This window comes from Spongiactinospora rosea, from assembly GCF_003315795.1.
Taxonomy (GTDB): Bacteria; Actinomycetota; Actinomycetes; order Streptosporangiales; family Streptosporangiaceae; genus Spongiactinospora; species Spongiactinospora rosea.
This window is the reverse complement of the sequence record NZ_QMEY01000007.1, coordinates 53,476-66,822: the sequence shown is the minus strand read 5'-3', so window position 1 is coordinate 66,822 and position 13,347 is coordinate 53,476. Positions and strand designations below refer to the sequence as shown.

At 70.2% G+C, this 13,347-nt stretch carries 14 protein-coding genes; 4 read left to right on the top strand and 10 right to left on the bottom strand.

Translation table 11 applies throughout. The features are described from left to right. Positions 1-9: 9 nt before the first annotated feature. A complete protein-coding gene (locus DP939_RS18360; RefSeq protein ID WP_113981951.1) occupies positions 10-1,032 on the bottom strand; it encodes a DUF4158 domain-containing protein in 1,023 nt (340 codons plus the stop codon). Between the two features lie 86 nt (positions 1,033-1,118). Next, positions 1,119-2,069: an AraC family transcriptional regulator gene (locus tag DP939_RS18355; protein ID WP_113981950.1), complete on the bottom strand. Its 951-nt coding sequence runs from the start codon at positions 2,067-2,069 to the stop codon at positions 1,119-1,121. Between the two features lie 149 nt (positions 2,070-2,218). Here DP939_RS18355 and DP939_RS18350 point away from each other — a divergent pair, with 149 nt between their 5' ends. After that, positions 2,219-3,079, top strand: coding sequence for an enoyl-CoA hydratase/isomerase family protein (locus DP939_RS18350; RefSeq protein WP_113981949.1), 861 nt, complete (start codon positions 2,219-2,221; stop codon positions 3,077-3,079). 23 nt (positions 3,080-3,102) lie between these two features. On the opposite strand, the gene DP939_RS18345 is transcribed toward DP939_RS18350, so the two are convergent. The 3 genes from DP939_RS18345 to DP939_RS18335 all read right to left on the bottom strand — a co-directional run bounded on the left by DP939_RS18345 (position 3,103) and on the right by DP939_RS18335 (position 7,007). After that, a complete protein-coding gene (locus tag DP939_RS18345; protein ID WP_113981948.1) occupies positions 3,103-3,936 on the bottom strand; it encodes an oxygenase MpaB family protein in 834 nt (277 codons plus the stop codon). Positions 3,937-4,054: 118 nt separating this feature from the next. Next, positions 4,055-4,933 carry an alpha/beta fold hydrolase gene (locus DP939_RS18340; protein WP_113981947.1) on the bottom strand — a complete coding sequence of 293 codons (879 nt, stop codon included), beginning with the start codon at positions 4,931-4,933 and terminating at the stop codon, positions 4,055-4,057. Between the two features lie 196 nt (positions 4,934-5,129). Then, entirely contained in the window at positions 5,130-7,007 is a 1,878-nt protein-coding gene (locus DP939_RS18335; RefSeq protein ID WP_199565246.1) for a DEAD/DEAH box helicase, read from the bottom strand. 371 nt (positions 7,008-7,378) lie between these two features. On the opposite strand from DP939_RS18335, the gene DP939_RS18330 reads away from it, so the two are divergent. Continuing rightward, a complete protein-coding gene (locus tag DP939_RS18330) occupies positions 7,379-8,053 on the top strand; it encodes a ferritin-like fold-containing protein (protein ID WP_113981945.1) in 675 nt (224 codons plus the stop codon). Positions 8,054-8,103: 50 nt separating this feature from the next. Here DP939_RS18330 and DP939_RS18325 read toward each other — a convergent pair whose 3' ends face one another. From DP939_RS18325 to ligD (DP939_RS18305), 5 genes are all read right to left on the bottom strand, one after another. Further along, on the bottom strand, positions 8,104-8,334 hold the full coding sequence (locus tag DP939_RS18325; RefSeq protein WP_113981944.1) for a DUF3107 domain-containing protein: 231 nt from the start codon (positions 8,332-8,334) through the stop codon (positions 8,104-8,106). Positions 8,335-8,440: 106 nt separating this feature from the next. Beyond that, positions 8,441-9,061, bottom strand: coding sequence for a TetR/AcrR family transcriptional regulator (locus tag DP939_RS18320; protein ID WP_113981943.1), 621 nt, complete (start codon positions 9,059-9,061; stop codon positions 8,441-8,443). Positions 9,062-9,207: 146 nt separating this feature from the next. Continuing rightward, positions 9,208-9,441 (bottom strand): hypothetical protein, encoded by a 234-nt coding sequence (locus tag DP939_RS18315; RefSeq protein ID WP_225878337.1) that lies wholly within the window; start codon positions 9,439-9,441, stop codon positions 9,208-9,210. 60 nt (positions 9,442-9,501) lie between these two features. Further along, positions 9,502-10,389: a non-homologous end-joining DNA ligase gene (gene ligD, locus DP939_RS18310; RefSeq protein WP_113981942.1), complete on the bottom strand. Its 888-nt coding sequence runs from the start codon at positions 10,387-10,389 to the stop codon at positions 9,502-9,504. Further along, positions 10,386-11,321, bottom strand: coding sequence for a non-homologous end-joining DNA ligase (gene ligD, locus DP939_RS18305; RefSeq protein ID WP_225878336.1), 936 nt, complete (start codon positions 11,319-11,321; stop codon positions 10,386-10,388). Before ligD (DP939_RS18305) ends, ligD (DP939_RS18310) begins: the two co-directional genes overlap by 4 nt. Before the next feature lie 123 nt (positions 11,322-11,444). On the opposite strand from ligD (DP939_RS18305), the gene ku reads away from it, so the two are divergent. After that, the gene (gene ku / locus DP939_RS18300; protein ID WP_113981940.1) at positions 11,445-12,344 is read left to right on the top strand and encodes a non-homologous end joining protein Ku; all 900 of its coding nucleotides are present in this window, start codon (positions 11,445-11,447) and stop codon (positions 12,342-12,344) included. A 40-nt stretch (positions 12,345-12,384) separates the two neighbouring features. Continuing rightward, positions 12,385-13,011 (top strand): HhH-GDP family DNA glycosylase, encoded by a 627-nt coding sequence (locus DP939_RS18295; protein WP_113981939.1) that lies wholly within the window; start codon positions 12,385-12,387, stop codon positions 13,009-13,011. Positions 13,012-13,347: the final 336 nt, after the last annotated feature.

Below are 13,347 nucleotides of genomic sequence, written 5' to 3'. Positions count from 1 at the left end.
GGCCGAAGGTCAGGCTGTCGCAGCGGATCTTAGGGCCGGGTAGATCACCTCACGGGCCAGCTCCTCGGGCAGGTCCAGGGCGGCCTGCGCGATGCGGACCAGGATGCCGTTCTTGCCGTGCACCCGGCGGAACTCCTCGCCGATCTCCCGCTCGACCTTCCGCTCGGCCCGCAGACTGATCTTGTGGACGAGCTGGATCAGCAGCTCCACCAGCCCATCGATCATCTCGGCCCTGCGGACATGACACAGCGCCGCCAGCAGCGTCAGACGGATCGGCTTCGGGCAGGCCTCAAGATCCGACGGGTACATCTTCATCGCCCGCGCCCGCCACCCGGCCACGACCTTCTCGGAGATGTCGGCGAGGCTGAACAGGTCGTCCGGCAGTCCGATCGCCTTCACCCGCTCCAGCTTGACGATCTCGGTCGGCAGCGTGTCCAGCGTCAGCGGCCCCGGATCCTCCTTCAGCTCCTGCAGGAAGCTACGCCCGCCGCCGGCGGCGACCGAATCAGGGTCGGAGACCTTCAGCAGGTCCTTCAGCTTGGCGACCGTGCCTGGCGGCGACCGGGACACGGTCCCGGCGGTGAACTGCCGCTCGATCCGGCCCGGCGTCGGCGGCTCGATCTTCTCCTGGTGGCGGCGTGCCAACAACGCCGCCCGCAGTCGGTCCCGCGGCATCTCCGCCGGACAGATGTCGGAGGCCAGCCACACGATCAGCTTGTCCTCGTCCCCGACCGCCGGCTCACAGAACCCGTAGAACTCCCGGATCTGCTTGCGGTGATCGGTCACCTGACGCGCGGTGAAGTCGTACCCGGTGAACCGCTCCGGATCGACCTTGACCTGCCCGGCCATGAACTCCACCGCGGGCCTGGGCACGTCCTCCCGGCGCGGGAACCGCGCCTCCAGCTCGAAGTGCTTCAGCATCAGGCTGAAGCCCAGCCTCGTCGCCCCGGTCTTGTTGCCCACCAGGGCGAACTCATCCTCATCCAGCGTCCAGCACGCGATGAGGTCCTCCAGCTCCCACTCCCGCCGCATAGCCCAGGGGCCCCTTTCTTCGTAACCGATCAGCTACGGAGCAACCTTTCGGGTGGTGACACGGACCCGAGTGGAGGGGCTCTGGGTCAGTCCTCTGTACTGGGGGTGGGGTGGCGGATGGTGTGGCGGAAGCGGGCCGGAGGCTGGGCGCGGAGGCGACGGAAGGCGCGGTTGAAGGCGTGGACCGAGGCGTAGCCGACGGAGCGGGCGATGGTCTCCACGCTGTCGTCGGAGTCGCGCAGTCTGCGGGCCGCGAGGTCCATTCGCCACTGGGTCAGGTAGGCGCCGGGGGTCTGGCCCGTGACGTCCTGGAAGCGGCGGGTCAGGGTGGAGCGGGAGACCGCGAGGTCGCGGGCCAGGGTGTCGGTGGTCCACGGGCGGTCGGGCCGTTGGTGCATGCGGGTCATGGCGTCGGTGACCAGCGGGTCGGCGAGGGCGCCGAGCCAGCAGCCGCGGGTGAGGTCGGGGTGGGTGCGCAGCCAGTGGCGGAGCAGCTGCACGAGGATGACGTCGATCAGCCGGTCGAGCACCACCGTGGTGGCGATCTGCGGGTCGCCGGTCTCGCGGGCGAGCATGCGTACGGTGTCGTCAAGGCCGCTGTTCGCCCGGCCGCCGCGGATGTGGACGACCGGCGGGAGCAGGTCGAACACCCGCAGCGAGACCGCGCGGTCGTGCCGGTAGGAGGCGCCGAGCAGGTGGGTGCGCGGCTCGCCGGACCCCAGACGTACCGGGGCGCCCGAGTGGGCCGACTCCTCGGCCAGCGTCAGGTCGCAGGCCAGCGGAGTGCGGTGCGCGGCGTCGGCGATGCTGTGCGCAGCGCCGGTGGGCAGCAGCACCACGTCGCCGGGCAGCAGCTCTATCGGGCCCCCGCCGCCCGGGAGGTCGGGGGTCAGCCAGGCGGTGCCGGTGGCCATCGCGTACAGCACCGCGTCGGCGTTGCGCGCCCAGGTCACCCCCCAGTCGTCGCCGCCGTCGATGCGGATCGCCACGGTGCCGCGCACCCCTGCCGCCGACAGCGCGTCGGCCAGTACGTCCATGGCCGTTACCATAACACCGTACGAGTCGCCAAACCGGGCCTCGTGCCACAAACGGGCAAAGCAACGCGTCAAACAGACATCGCCTGAGCCATCACCCCCTCCATATGGTGATTTCAAGCAAGCCGCAGGATCACCGAAGGAGTTCTCCGATGGCTCTCGCCGAAACCGGCTACACCGCCGTGCGCCTCACCCGCGAAGGCGCCGTGGTCACCCTCACCCTGGACAACCCGCCGATCAACACCCTGGACAAGGCGCTGGCCACCGACCTGTTCCGGTTCGTGCGCTCGGTCAGGGACGACGAATCGGTCCGCGTGATCGTCGTGGAGAGCGCGGACGCCGAGTTCTTCTCCGCGCACGCCGACCTCAAGTGGATGTTCGAGCCTGAGGAGCTGACCACCCTGGCCGACCCCGGCGGCGACCCGAACCTCAACCCGCTCCAGCAGTTGCACGAGCGGTTCCGCACCCTGCCGCAGGTCACCATCGCCAAGCTGCGCGGCCGGGCGCGGGCCGGCGGCGTCGAGCTGGCCATGGCCGCCGACATGCGCTTCGCCGCGGCCGGTGCGACCTGGCTGGCCCAGCCGGAGACCCGGATGGGCATCTTCCCCGGCGGCGGCGGCACGCAGTACCTCACCCGGCTGGTCGGGCGGGCCCGCGCGCTGGAGATCGTCCTCGGGGCCGAGCTGTTCGGCACCGACCTGGCCGAACGCTACGGCTGGATCAACCGCGCGATCGACCCGGCGGGCCTGGACGCCTTCGTCACCGCGCTCGCGCACCGGATCGCCGCCCTGCCGCCCGGCGTCGCCGAGGCCGCCAAGCAGGCCATCGACGCGGCCGAGGCCGGCGGCCCGGTACCGGACCTGCGCGAGGAGGGCCGGGCGCACGCCAAGGTCTACCCGGCCCCGCAGGTCGTCGTTGACCGGATGCGCCGCGCGGTCGAGGCCGGCGCGCAGACCCGGGACGCCGAACTGGACCTGGAGGGCCTGTTCGACGCCCTCGACGCGACCGGCTGATCAGCGACCGGCTCATCGCAAGATCAGGGGCGGGCCGGCCAGCGGCGGGGGTCGCCGAGGCCGCGCAGGCCCTTGGCGGTGTCGTAGCCGGCCGCCGCGAAGCGTTCCCGGGAGGCCGCCAGCATGGCCCGCGTGCTCGGCATGAACGCCTTGTGGTGGACGCGTTCGGGGACCTGGTTCATGGTGAACCGGAAGGCGGCCAGCGCCGCCGTCACGAGCGGCGCGGGGACCTCGGGCAGCACCCCGTACATCCGCCTGGCCCAGGCGGGCAGCGTGTAGTAGCACAGCGCGCCGAACGGGAAGTACACCGGCTTTCCGGGGCTGAGGTGCCGCAGGTCCTCCGGCAGCCGCGGCCACAGCAGGAAGCGCACGGCCGAGGCCGCTTCAGGGGTGAGCCTCAGGGAGGGGCGGATCGCCGCGAAGTACGCGCGCATCTCGGCCAGCGACCCGGGCACGTCCTCCGGGTGCAGGCCCACGTAGGCGGCGCTGCGGCGCTGTTCGGCCAGGTAGCGGTCCGCCTGCCGGTCGGTCAGCCGCAGCCCGCCGCGCCTGGCCGTCTCCAGGTAGGAGCTGACCTCCGCGCAGTGCACCCACAGCAGCAGTTCGGGGTCGTCCACCCGGTGCAGCCCGCCGGTGTCCGGGTCCTTGATCCGCAGCGAGCGGTGGATGCCGCGCACCCGCCTGCCGATCTCCTCGGCGTCCTGCGGGCTGCCGTAGGTGACGCGCCCGACGAAGTCCGCGGTGCGGCGGAGCCGGCCGAACGGGTCCTCCTGGAAGTCGGAGTTCTGCCAGACGCCGCGGATGGCGAGCGGGTGCAGGGCCTGGAGCATCAGCCCGCGTACTCCGCCGACCCACATGGCGCGGTCGATGTGGACCCGCCAGGTGACCGTGTGCGGGGGGCTGGACCACGATTTCCGTCTCGTTCCCCATATAGGGGTAATAATCTCGCGAGCCCCCGGCGATCCGGCAAGCGGGTCAGAACGGGCCGTGGTATCCGGTCTCGGCCAGGTTCCAGAACCTGATCAGCGCGGCGGCCGTGGTCTCCGGCGCCTCCACCGCGGGGGAGTGGGCCGCGCCGGGCACCACCACGCAGTCGGCGTCGAGCCGCCCGGCCATATCGGCCTGCGACTCGGGCGGCCAGCCGTCGTCGTGCTCCCCGAACAGGACCAGGGTGGGCACCTCGATCTCGGCCAGCTCGTCGGTGCGGTCGCGCGCGGTCAGCACCTCGTGGGCCATGGTGGCCAGGCCGGTCACCGAGTTGGCCAGCAGCCGCTTGTGCAGGAACGCCCTGATCTCGTCGGACACGCCCGCCGCGATGCACTCGGGCTCCAGGCGTTCGTTCCAGATGCGCTCCACGCCGCGCTCGGGCAGCTCGTCCATCATGACCCGGCCGAACCGCTCGCGCCGTCCGACGATCGCCGCGGGGCCGGTGCTCATCAGCGTGTAGGAGGCGAACTTCGTGCGGCCGTCGATCACCGCCTCACGGGTGACCAGCCCGCCGAAGGAGTGGCCGACCAGGTGCAGCGGTTCACCGCCGGAGATCTCCTGGCAGAGCGAGTCGATGTCGTCGCCCAGCGCCGGGCAGCGGTAGGCCCGCGGGTCTTCCGGGCCGGAGGTCTCGTACTGGCCGCGCATGTCGATCGCGATCACCCGGCGGCCGGACTGGGCCAGCGGCTGCATGATCGCCAGGAAGTCCTCTTTGCTGCCGGTGAGCCCGGGAACCAGGATCGCCGGCCAGCGCTCGGGGACCCCGCTGATCGGAAGCGCCTCCAAGACGGCGAAGGCCCCGGTGGCGGTCTCGATCCGGTCGGAGCGGACGCCTTCCGGCAGGGTCAGAAAACGCGGCGTACTCACGTGTGACCACAATACCCAGCGCCGACCCCTGCGACACCGCCGTAATGCTTACGCTGGTGCTAGCGGGGTGGTAGCGAAATTTCATGACCAATGGGTCGAAAGCGAGAAGGGCTGTCCGGAACGGTTGCGGACAGCCCGTTGCGCTTCGGCGCCCGCCCGGGCCTCGACGGCCGGGCGGGGGCCTCACCTGGGGTGGTCAGTTACGGCGGACGTTGTTCCCGCGAGGACGGCCACCGCCGCCACCGCCGGCCGGGCGGCGCCGGCGCTGGGTGCTGCGCTCGGTCGCGGCCGAGGGCGCGATGTCGTCGTCGTCCGTGGCCAGATCGGGCGACCGGAAGATCACCGTGAAGGGGCTCGCCGGGATGATCCGCTCGGCCTCGCGCCGCGTGGCGTTGGCGTGCTCCATGCCACTCACCTCCTGGGTGTGGAAACGATCGACGGGGAAGTCGCCATAGTCGCCGTGGTCATCGGCGTCGGCGTCGTCATAGTCGTCGTCGAAGTCGTCCTGGTCGTCGTCGTCTTGATCGTCATAGTCCTCGTCGTAGTCGTGGTCATAGGCGTCGCCACGGCCCTGCGTGCGCGGGGCCTCCGGCTCGATGGGCACGATCTCCACTGCTTCCGCCACTTCTGCCGTGTCTGTGGCCGTTGTGGCCTGTGCGGCTTCTGCGGCTTCCGCGGCGATGGTCGTGACCGGTCCGGCGGCGGCCTCCTCCATGGCCCGGCCGCCCCTGGTACGGCGGCGCTGGCGGGTGCGGGACGGACGTTCGCGGCGCTCCTCGCCGTCTCCGTCGCCGTCCCTGACCCGGTCCCGATCGCGGTCCCGAGTACGGTCGCGGTCCCGATCGCGGTCGCGGTCCCGGTCCCGGTCGCGTGGCCGGGAGTCGCGGCGACCCCCACGGCCGCGCGGCCTGCCGGTCTCGCCCAGGTCCTCGATCTCCTCGGCGTCCAGCCCGGCCCGGGAGCGCTTCTCCCGGGGCAGGGTGCCCTTGGTGCCCTCCGGGATGCCCAGCACCGCGTAGATGTGCGGCGAGGTGGAGTAGGTCTCCTCCGGCTCGGCGAAGTCGAGGCCCAGTGTGTTGTTGATCACCTTCCAGCGGGTGAGATCCTCCCACTCCACGAAGGTGACCGCCACGCCGGTGCGCCCGGCCCGGCCGGTGCGGCCGATCCGGTGGACGTACGCCTTGTCGTCCTGCGGGCAGTCGTAGTTGACGACGTGCGTGACGTCGTCGATGTCGATGCCCCGGGCGGCCACGTCGGTCGCCACCAGGACGTCGATCTTGCCGTTGCGGAAGGCGCGCAGCGCCTGCTCGCGCTGGCCCTGCCCGAGGTCGCCGTGCACGGCGGCGGCGGCGAACCCGCGCTCCTGCAACTGCTCCGAGACCATGTCGCAGGCCCGCTTGGTCTCGCAGAACAGCATGGTCAGCCCACGCCCGTCACACTGGAGGAGGCGGCCGACGATCTCGATCTTGTCCATCCGGTGCACCCGCCACACGTGCTGGGTGACCTGCGGCGCGGACTCCGGCTCGATGTCCTTGTTCTCCGCCCGCACATGGGTCGGCCGGTTGAGGTAACGGCGGGAGAGGGTGACGATCTCGCCCGGCATGGTGGCCGAGAAGAGCATCGTCTGCCGCTCCTCCGGCAACAGCTTGATGATCCGCTCGATGTCGGGCAGGAAGCCCAGGTCGAGCATCCGGTCGGCCTCGTCGAGCACCAGCATGGTGACCTGACCGAGGTCGAGGTGCTTCTGTTTCACCAGGTCGAGCAGCCGTCCGGGGGTGCCGACGATCACATCGACGCCCGCCTTGAGCGCCTCGACCTGGGGTTCGTAGGCCCGCCCGCCGTACACGGAGAGGATCCGTGAGCCGAGCTTGCCGGCGGCGGCGGTCAGGTCCTCGGTGACCTGGAGCGCCAGTTCTCTGGTAGGGACGACCACCAGCCCGCGCGGCTTCTTGCGGTTCTTCCGGGGCTTGCCGATGCGTTGCAGCATGGGGATGCCGAACGCGTAGGTCTTCCCGGTGCCGGTACGAGCCTGGCCGATGACGTCCTGGCCGCTGGCGGCCAGGGGGAGTGCCATCTCCTGAACAGGAAACGGCGTCGTGATGCCCTCGGTCTCAAGGGCATCGGCGATCTCTGGAATGACTCCGAGGTCTCGGAAAGTCGTCAGCGTGTGCCTGCCTAAGTCTCCGTGGAAGGCGGCCATGCCGGGACCACAGGCCGTAAGATTCCCCCGTACAGGGGTCCTCGCGGAAGGCCAGCCCTCATCAATTCATCAGCGACCGGCGCACCACTGACATGGGGGCATCCGGGGGCGTCGCCCTCGGATCTACTCAGCGCGGTCGCACTTTCACAGAGCAGTGTACTCGATAGCACAACAGAGAACAGATTTCTGGTTGTTCCCCACGTTTCGGTCTCGGGGTGAGCCCTACTTACTCGTACCCTGCATCCATGACTGAAACCCCTCCCGCGGCGGGTTCTTCCGGTGTCACCGACCTTTTGGGCGTACTCGCCTACGCGGAGCTGACCGCCTTCTGGCGGCTCGCCGAGGACGCTGCCCGGCTCGCCCCCTCGCTCACCGACCGCGCCGTGCTCAGCGACCTGGCGGCGACGGAGTACGGGCACTTCCGCCTGGTGCGCGACCGGCTCACCGAAATGGGCGCCGACCCTGAGGAGGCGATGGCCCCCTTCGTGGCGGCGCTGGACGACTGGCACGCCAAGACCAAGCCGGGCGACTGGCTGGAGGCGCTGGTGAAGGCGTACGTGGGCACCGGGATCGCCCAGGACTTCTACCGCGAGGCGGCCCGGCACGTGGACGCGCGGACCAGCGGGCTGGTGGACGAGGTGCTGGCCGACGAGGGGCGTTCGGAGTTCGCGGTGGACCGGGTGCGCGGCGCGCTGAGTCAGGACCCCAAGCGGACGGGACGACTGGCCCTGTGGGCCAGGCGCATGGTGGGAGAGGCGCTGAGCCAGGGCCAGCGGGTCGCGGCGGCCCGGCCGGACCTCGCGGCGCTGCTGGTGGGGCCGGCCGGGGAGGACCTCGCCGAGATCTCCCGGATGTTCGCCCGGCTCACCGAGGCCCACGGCAAACGCATGAGCGCCCTCGGCCTGACCCCCGGCCCCTGAGGCCATGGCACCAGGGCGGCGGGTGGGAGGCGCCCGCCCGTCGCCCTGTGTCAGAGAGTGCCGCCGAAACCGACCGGGCGGGACTCGTCTTCGCCGATCTCCACGAAACCGAGCGATTCGACCGGTACCACGATCCTGCGCCCCCGCACGTCGGAGATCGCGAACACGCCGCGCTCCGCGGCCAGCGCGTTGCGCAGCTCCTCCTCTACCCGCTCGGCGGTCCAGTCGGTCTCCACCACCAGCTCACGGTGCACCGACCGCACGCCGATCTTGATTTCCATCGGATTCCCTTTCGACGCGGGCTGCTCCTACCATGGTCGCCCCCACCCTCGCCGGATGTGAGGATTGATCGCGTCAAGCGAACAGAGGCCGAGGGGCGCCGACGGCTCAGGTGGTGAGCGGGAAGCCGCCGATGCCACGCCAGGCCAGGCGGGCCATGAGCTGCGTGGCCGCCTCCTTGGGAATGGAGTCTCCGCTGGTCAGCCAGTAGCGGGCGCTGACCTCGGCCATGCCGACCAGCCCCACGCCCAGCAAGTGGGCCTCCTCCTTGGAGCAGCCCGTGTCCTCCTGGATGACCTGGCTGATCATCGCGGCGCTCTCCCGCAGCGAACGCTCCATCCGCTCCCGCACCGGCGCGACGTTGCGCAGGTCGGACTCGAACACCAGCCGGAACGCCTCACCCTGGACCGACACGAAGTCGAAGAACGCCCCGATCGCCGCCTGCACCCGCTGCTTGTTGTCGGTCGTGGCGGCCAGGGCCTCGCGGCAGCGGCCGACCATGTCGTCGACGTGGGTGTCGAGCAGGGCCAGGTACAGCTCCAGCTTGCTGGGAAAGTGCTGGTAGAGCACGGGTTTGCTGACCCCGGCCCGCTCGGCGATCTCGTCCATCGCGGCGGCGTGGTAGCCGTTCTCGACGAAGACCTCCTGTGCCGCGCCGAGCAACTGGCGGCGGCGGGCCAGCCGGGGCAGCCGGGTGCCCCGGGGCTTCGCGTCCGGAGTTGCGGTCACGGCGGTCTCCTAGCTACGGCCTGGTACGGGCTCGCGGTCCTGGCTCGGTCGGGTCTCGCGACATCCTACGCATGAGCATTACCGCTGAGTAGCACGCCTCAGAGGCATTGTGGGTCAGCGGCACTGTGGGTCAGCGGTAGTACGGGTCAGCGGTAGTCGTCCTCGTCGAGGTCGACCGTGCGCTCCTGCTCGGCCGCGTCGAAGGGATCGACGTCGAACGGGATCTCCTGCCGCCACCGCAGCCCGCCCGACTCCCTCATCTCGCGGTGCTGCTCGACGGCGTCGGCCTCCTCGACCTCGATCGCGATCCCCTGCACGGACGCCTCGTCGTCGAGCGCGCGCTCCGCGAGGCTGTCTCCGCGCACGTCCATCTCCGACATCGGTGGTCCCCTCCCTTGATGAGCCGACAGCCACCAGCCTACGGCCCCCTACCGACAACGCTAAGGGGCCACCGGCCCGAACAGGTCTCCGTGTTCCTCCACCCGGGCCAGTACGTCTGCGGCGGTGAAGACCATCTCGTCCGCATCATCGCACTCCTCGACTTCTTCCCAGGTGAGGGGCGTTGACACGGTGGGGCGCGCACGGGCGCGCAGCGAGTACGGGGCGACCGTGGTCTTGGCGGTGTTGTTCTGGCTCCAGTCGATCAGCACCTTCCCCTCGCGAACCTTCTTGGTCATCACGCTGACGATCTCGTCCCGGTGCCCGGACTCCAGCCTGCGCGCGACCTTCCTGGCGTACTCCCGGGGGTCGTCCTCGCGCCGCCACGGCGCGTAGAGCTGCATGCCCTTGCTGCCGCTGGTCTTGGGGCAGGCGCTCAGCCCGTCCTCGTCCAGTACTTCGCGCAGCAGGCACGCCACCCGGCAGCACTCCACGATCGTCGCCGGAGCCCCCGGATCGAGGTCGAAGACCAGGGTGTCCGGGTCGCGCGGCCGGTCCTTGCCGTCCACCCGCCACATCGGCACGTGCAGCTCCAGCGCGGCCAGGTTGGCGAAGAAGACGAGGGCCGGCAGGTCCTCGATGACCGCGAAGTCGATGGTGTCGCGGTCCTTCGTACTGCCCGGCGTGGGGACGGTGACGGTCCGGATCCAGTCCGGGACGTGCTGCGGCGCGTTCTTCTCGAAGAAGGAGGGACCCTCGACGCCGTTCGGGTACCGCTTGACGGTGAGCGGGCGTCCCCGCAGGTGGGGAAGCAGGACGGGGGCGATGCGCGAGTAGTAGTCGATCACCTCCGCCTTGGTGAAGCCCTCCTGCGGGTAGAGCACCTTGTCCAGGTTGCTCAGCCGCAGGTCCCTGCCCTCGACCTTGACGGGCACCCGGCCGCCGCTCACACGATCACCTCCGCTGGTACCTTGTCCGGTCGCAGGCCCCGCCAGACCGCGTTGCGCAGGCGGCGTTCCTCCGTCCAGACGGTGAACGCCACTTCCCCCACCAGCTCTGGACGAACCCACCGCGAGCCACGGGCGATCTCCGGCGGGACCGGGACGGCGAACGGGCTCTCCTCCGTCTCCAGCGGGGCCAGCCTGGCGTGGAGGTCGTTCAGCGCGGCGTCGGTGAAGCCGGTCCCGACGTGGCCGACGTAGACCAGGCCGCGCCCGCCGAAGGCCCCCATGAGCAGCGAACCGACCCCTCCGGCCCGGCGTCCCCTCCCCGGACGCCACCCGCCGATCACCACGTCGCGCGTGTCCAGGTTCTTCACCTTGATCCACCAGTCCGATCGCCGTCCCGGCCGGTAGGGGGAGTCGAGCCGCTTGGCGATGACGCCCTCCAGGCCCTGCTCGCGGCTGATGGTGAGCAGTTCGGTGGCGTCGCCGGGGAAGCGCGGCGGTATGTCGATGCCGAGCCGTTCGAGCAGGTCGCGGCGGTCCAGGTACGGGACGTCGAACAGGTCGTAGCCGTCGAGGTGGAGCAGGTCGAAGGGCAGGTAGGTGACCGGGACGAACTCCGCGAGCCGCCCCGGATCGGTCACATGCATCCGCCGCTGGAGGCGCTGGAAGGCGGGCCGGCCGGTACGGTCGAAGGCGACCAGCTCGCCGTCCAGTACGACCCGGTGCCCCGCGAGGTCCACTGCGAGCCCGGCCACCTCGGGGTAGCGCGAGGTGTAGTCGGCGGCGTGCCGCCCGGTTATCCTGACCTGGGGGTCCTGGTAGTCCTTGTAGACGATGGCGCGGATTCCGTCCCATTTGATCTCCAGCGCATAGCGGGAGCCGTCGGTGGGGAGGGCGCCGGGCACGGCGAGCATCGGCTCGACTGGATATGGCATTGGATCCCCCATGACGGGTATGTGCCCCAATGGTGAGATAACCCATCGGGGTGTGGCGGGAGTCGAACCTGAGTGCGAAAATATCGGTGAGCGATCTGTCGCGGCTCGGGTGAGGGAGGGGCGATGCGCAGCATCTGGAAGGGCGCGATCTCCTTCGGGCTGGTCACGATTCCCGTGAAGCTCTACTCCGCGACCGAGCAGAAGGACGTCAGCTTCCACCAGGTGCACCGTGAGGACGGTGGGCGCATCCGGTACAAGCGGGTGTGCACCGTCGATGGCGAGGAGGTCCCCTACGCCGACATCGCCAAAGGCTATGAGCTGGCCACCGGCGAGATGGTGATCCTCACCGACGAGGACTTCGAGGACCTGCCGCTGTCCACGTCCCGGCGGATCGACGTCCTTCAGTTCACCCCGGCCGAGCAGATCGACCCGATCTACTTCGCCAAGTCCTACTACCTGGAGCCCGACGCGCAGGGGGCCAAGCCGTACGTGCTGCTGCGCGACGCCCTGGAGCGGTCCGGGCAGGTCGCGGTCGTGAAGATCGCGCTGCGCCAGCGCGAGTCGCTGGCCACGCTGCGCGTCCGCGACGGCATCTTCGTGCTGGAGACCATGCTGTGGCCGGACGAGATCCGCCAGGCGGAGTTCGCGTTCCTGGAGGAGGAGATCGACGTCCGGGCCCAGGAGCTGAAGATGGCCGAGTCGCTGATCGAGACGATGGCCTCCGACTTCGATCCCGGCGAGTACCACGACAGTTATCGTGAGGCGTTGCAGCAGGTCATCGACGCCAAGGTGGCGGGCAAGGAGGTCGTTCAGCCGGAGGGCGCGCCGGAGGAGGCCGGGCCCGCGGTGGACCTCATGGCCGCGCTGCGGGCGAGCGTCAACGCCGCGAAGCGGGAGCGGGAGGGCGCACCGGCCCGCAAGCGTGGCGGCAAGGCCGCCGAAGAGAAGGCCGCCGAAGAGAAGACCGCCGAAGAGAAGACCGCTGAGGAGAAGCCGAAGAGGAAGTCCCGTAAGTCCGCGTAAGTCTGTTTTGGTGGGTAGCGGGCGGTGGGAGGGATTCTCGATGAGCGATGTCGCTACGGTCCTGAAAACCGCAGGTCAGACCTATGCCGAGCAGGCCGGTATCAAGCTTCGCGACCAGCCCCGCCCGCTCTGGCAGCTTCTGGTGCTGGCCAACCTGCTGAGCGCCCGCATCAACTCCGACGTGGCCGTGGCCGCCGCCCGCGAACTCTTCGCCGCCGGCGGCGACACGCCCAAGGGGATGGCGCGGTTGAGCTGGCAGGATCGGGTGGACGCACTGGGGCGGGGGCACTACGTGCGGTACGACGAGAGCACGTCGAGCCGCCTCGGGGAGTGCGCCGAGCTGATCCTCGGGGAGTACGGCGGGGACATGCGGAAGGTCGCGGAGGAGGCCGGACGGGATCCGAAGCGGCTGCGGCAGGCGCTGCAGCGGTTCAAGGGGATCGGGGAGACGGGGGCGGACATCTTCTGCCGCGAGGCCCAGGAGGTGTGGCCGTGGCTGCGCCCGTACTTCGACAAGCGGGCCCTATCGGGCGCGGGACGCGTACACCTGCCGCGCGACCCGGGCAAACTCGCCCGCCTCACCAAGCCGGACGACCTCGCCCACCTGGCCGCCGCCCTGGTCCGCATCTCCCGTGACACCAAACTCGCCCACAAAGCCGACACCTGACCCCTCCAGGCCGCGCTTCGCGCAGCCCATGGCCTTCACTCCGCTCAGCCGTTTTGTCTTGTGTCGGGCTCAGCCCAACGTCTCGGCCGTCGTCTTCCAGCGGTGCCCACCGCGTACCTAATGGCCTTCGCTTCGCTCAGCCGCCCGATTCCATGTCGGGCTCCGCCCGACGCCGGGACCGCGCCGTTCGCTCGCTGATCTCTGGGGAGGGCCGGGCACCGGTCGATGAGAGTACGGCTGTGTTCCTGTGGGGTGTGTCACAGTACGGCCTGCCGTGGTGGCCGCCGCTCCGCCGTATGTGGCCGGTCTCTGTGTCCGGCGTTTCGCGTGTGCTGT

Excerpts from the sequence above, each read along its gene's own strand:
- DP939_RS18325 (WP_113981944.1), bottom strand. The coding sequence starts at position 8,334 with ATGGAAATCAAGATCGGCGTGCGGTCGGTGCACCGTGAGCTGGTGGTG.
- DP939_RS18315 (WP_225878337.1), bottom strand. The coding sequence starts at position 9,441 with ATGTCGGAGATGGACGTGCGCGGAGACAGCCTCGCGGAGCGCGCGCTC.
- DP939_RS18350 (WP_113981949.1), top strand. The coding sequence starts at position 2,219 with ATGGCTCTCGCCGAAACCGGCTACACCGCCGTGCGCCTCACCCGCGAA.
- DP939_RS18330 (WP_113981945.1), top strand. The coding sequence starts at position 7,379 with ATGACTGAAACCCCTCCCGCGGCGGGTTCTTCCGGTGTCACCGACCTT.
- DP939_RS18335 (WP_199565246.1), bottom strand. The coding sequence starts at position 7,007 with ATGGCACTCCCCCTGGCCGCCAGCGGCCAGGACGTCATCGGCCAGGCT.
- DP939_RS18295 (WP_113981939.1), top strand. The coding sequence starts at position 12,385 with ATGAGCGATGTCGCTACGGTCCTGAAAACCGCAGGTCAGACCTATGCC.
- ku (WP_113981940.1), top strand. The coding sequence starts at position 11,445 with ATGCGCAGCATCTGGAAGGGCGCGATCTCCTTCGGGCTGGTCACGATT.
- ligD (WP_225878336.1), bottom strand. The coding sequence starts at position 11,321 with ATGCCATATCCAGTCGAGCCGATGCTCGCCGTGCCCGGCGCCCTCCCC.
- DP939_RS18360 (WP_113981951.1), bottom strand. The coding sequence starts at position 1,032 with ATGCGGCGGGAGTGGGAGCTGGAGGACCTCATCGCGTGCTGGACGCTG.
- DP939_RS18355 (WP_113981950.1), bottom strand. The coding sequence starts at position 2,069 with ATGGACGTACTGGCCGACGCGCTGTCGGCGGCAGGGGTGCGCGGCACC.
- DP939_RS18345 (WP_113981948.1), bottom strand. The coding sequence starts at position 3,936 with ATGTGGGTCGGCGGAGTACGCGGGCTGATGCTCCAGGCCCTGCACCCG.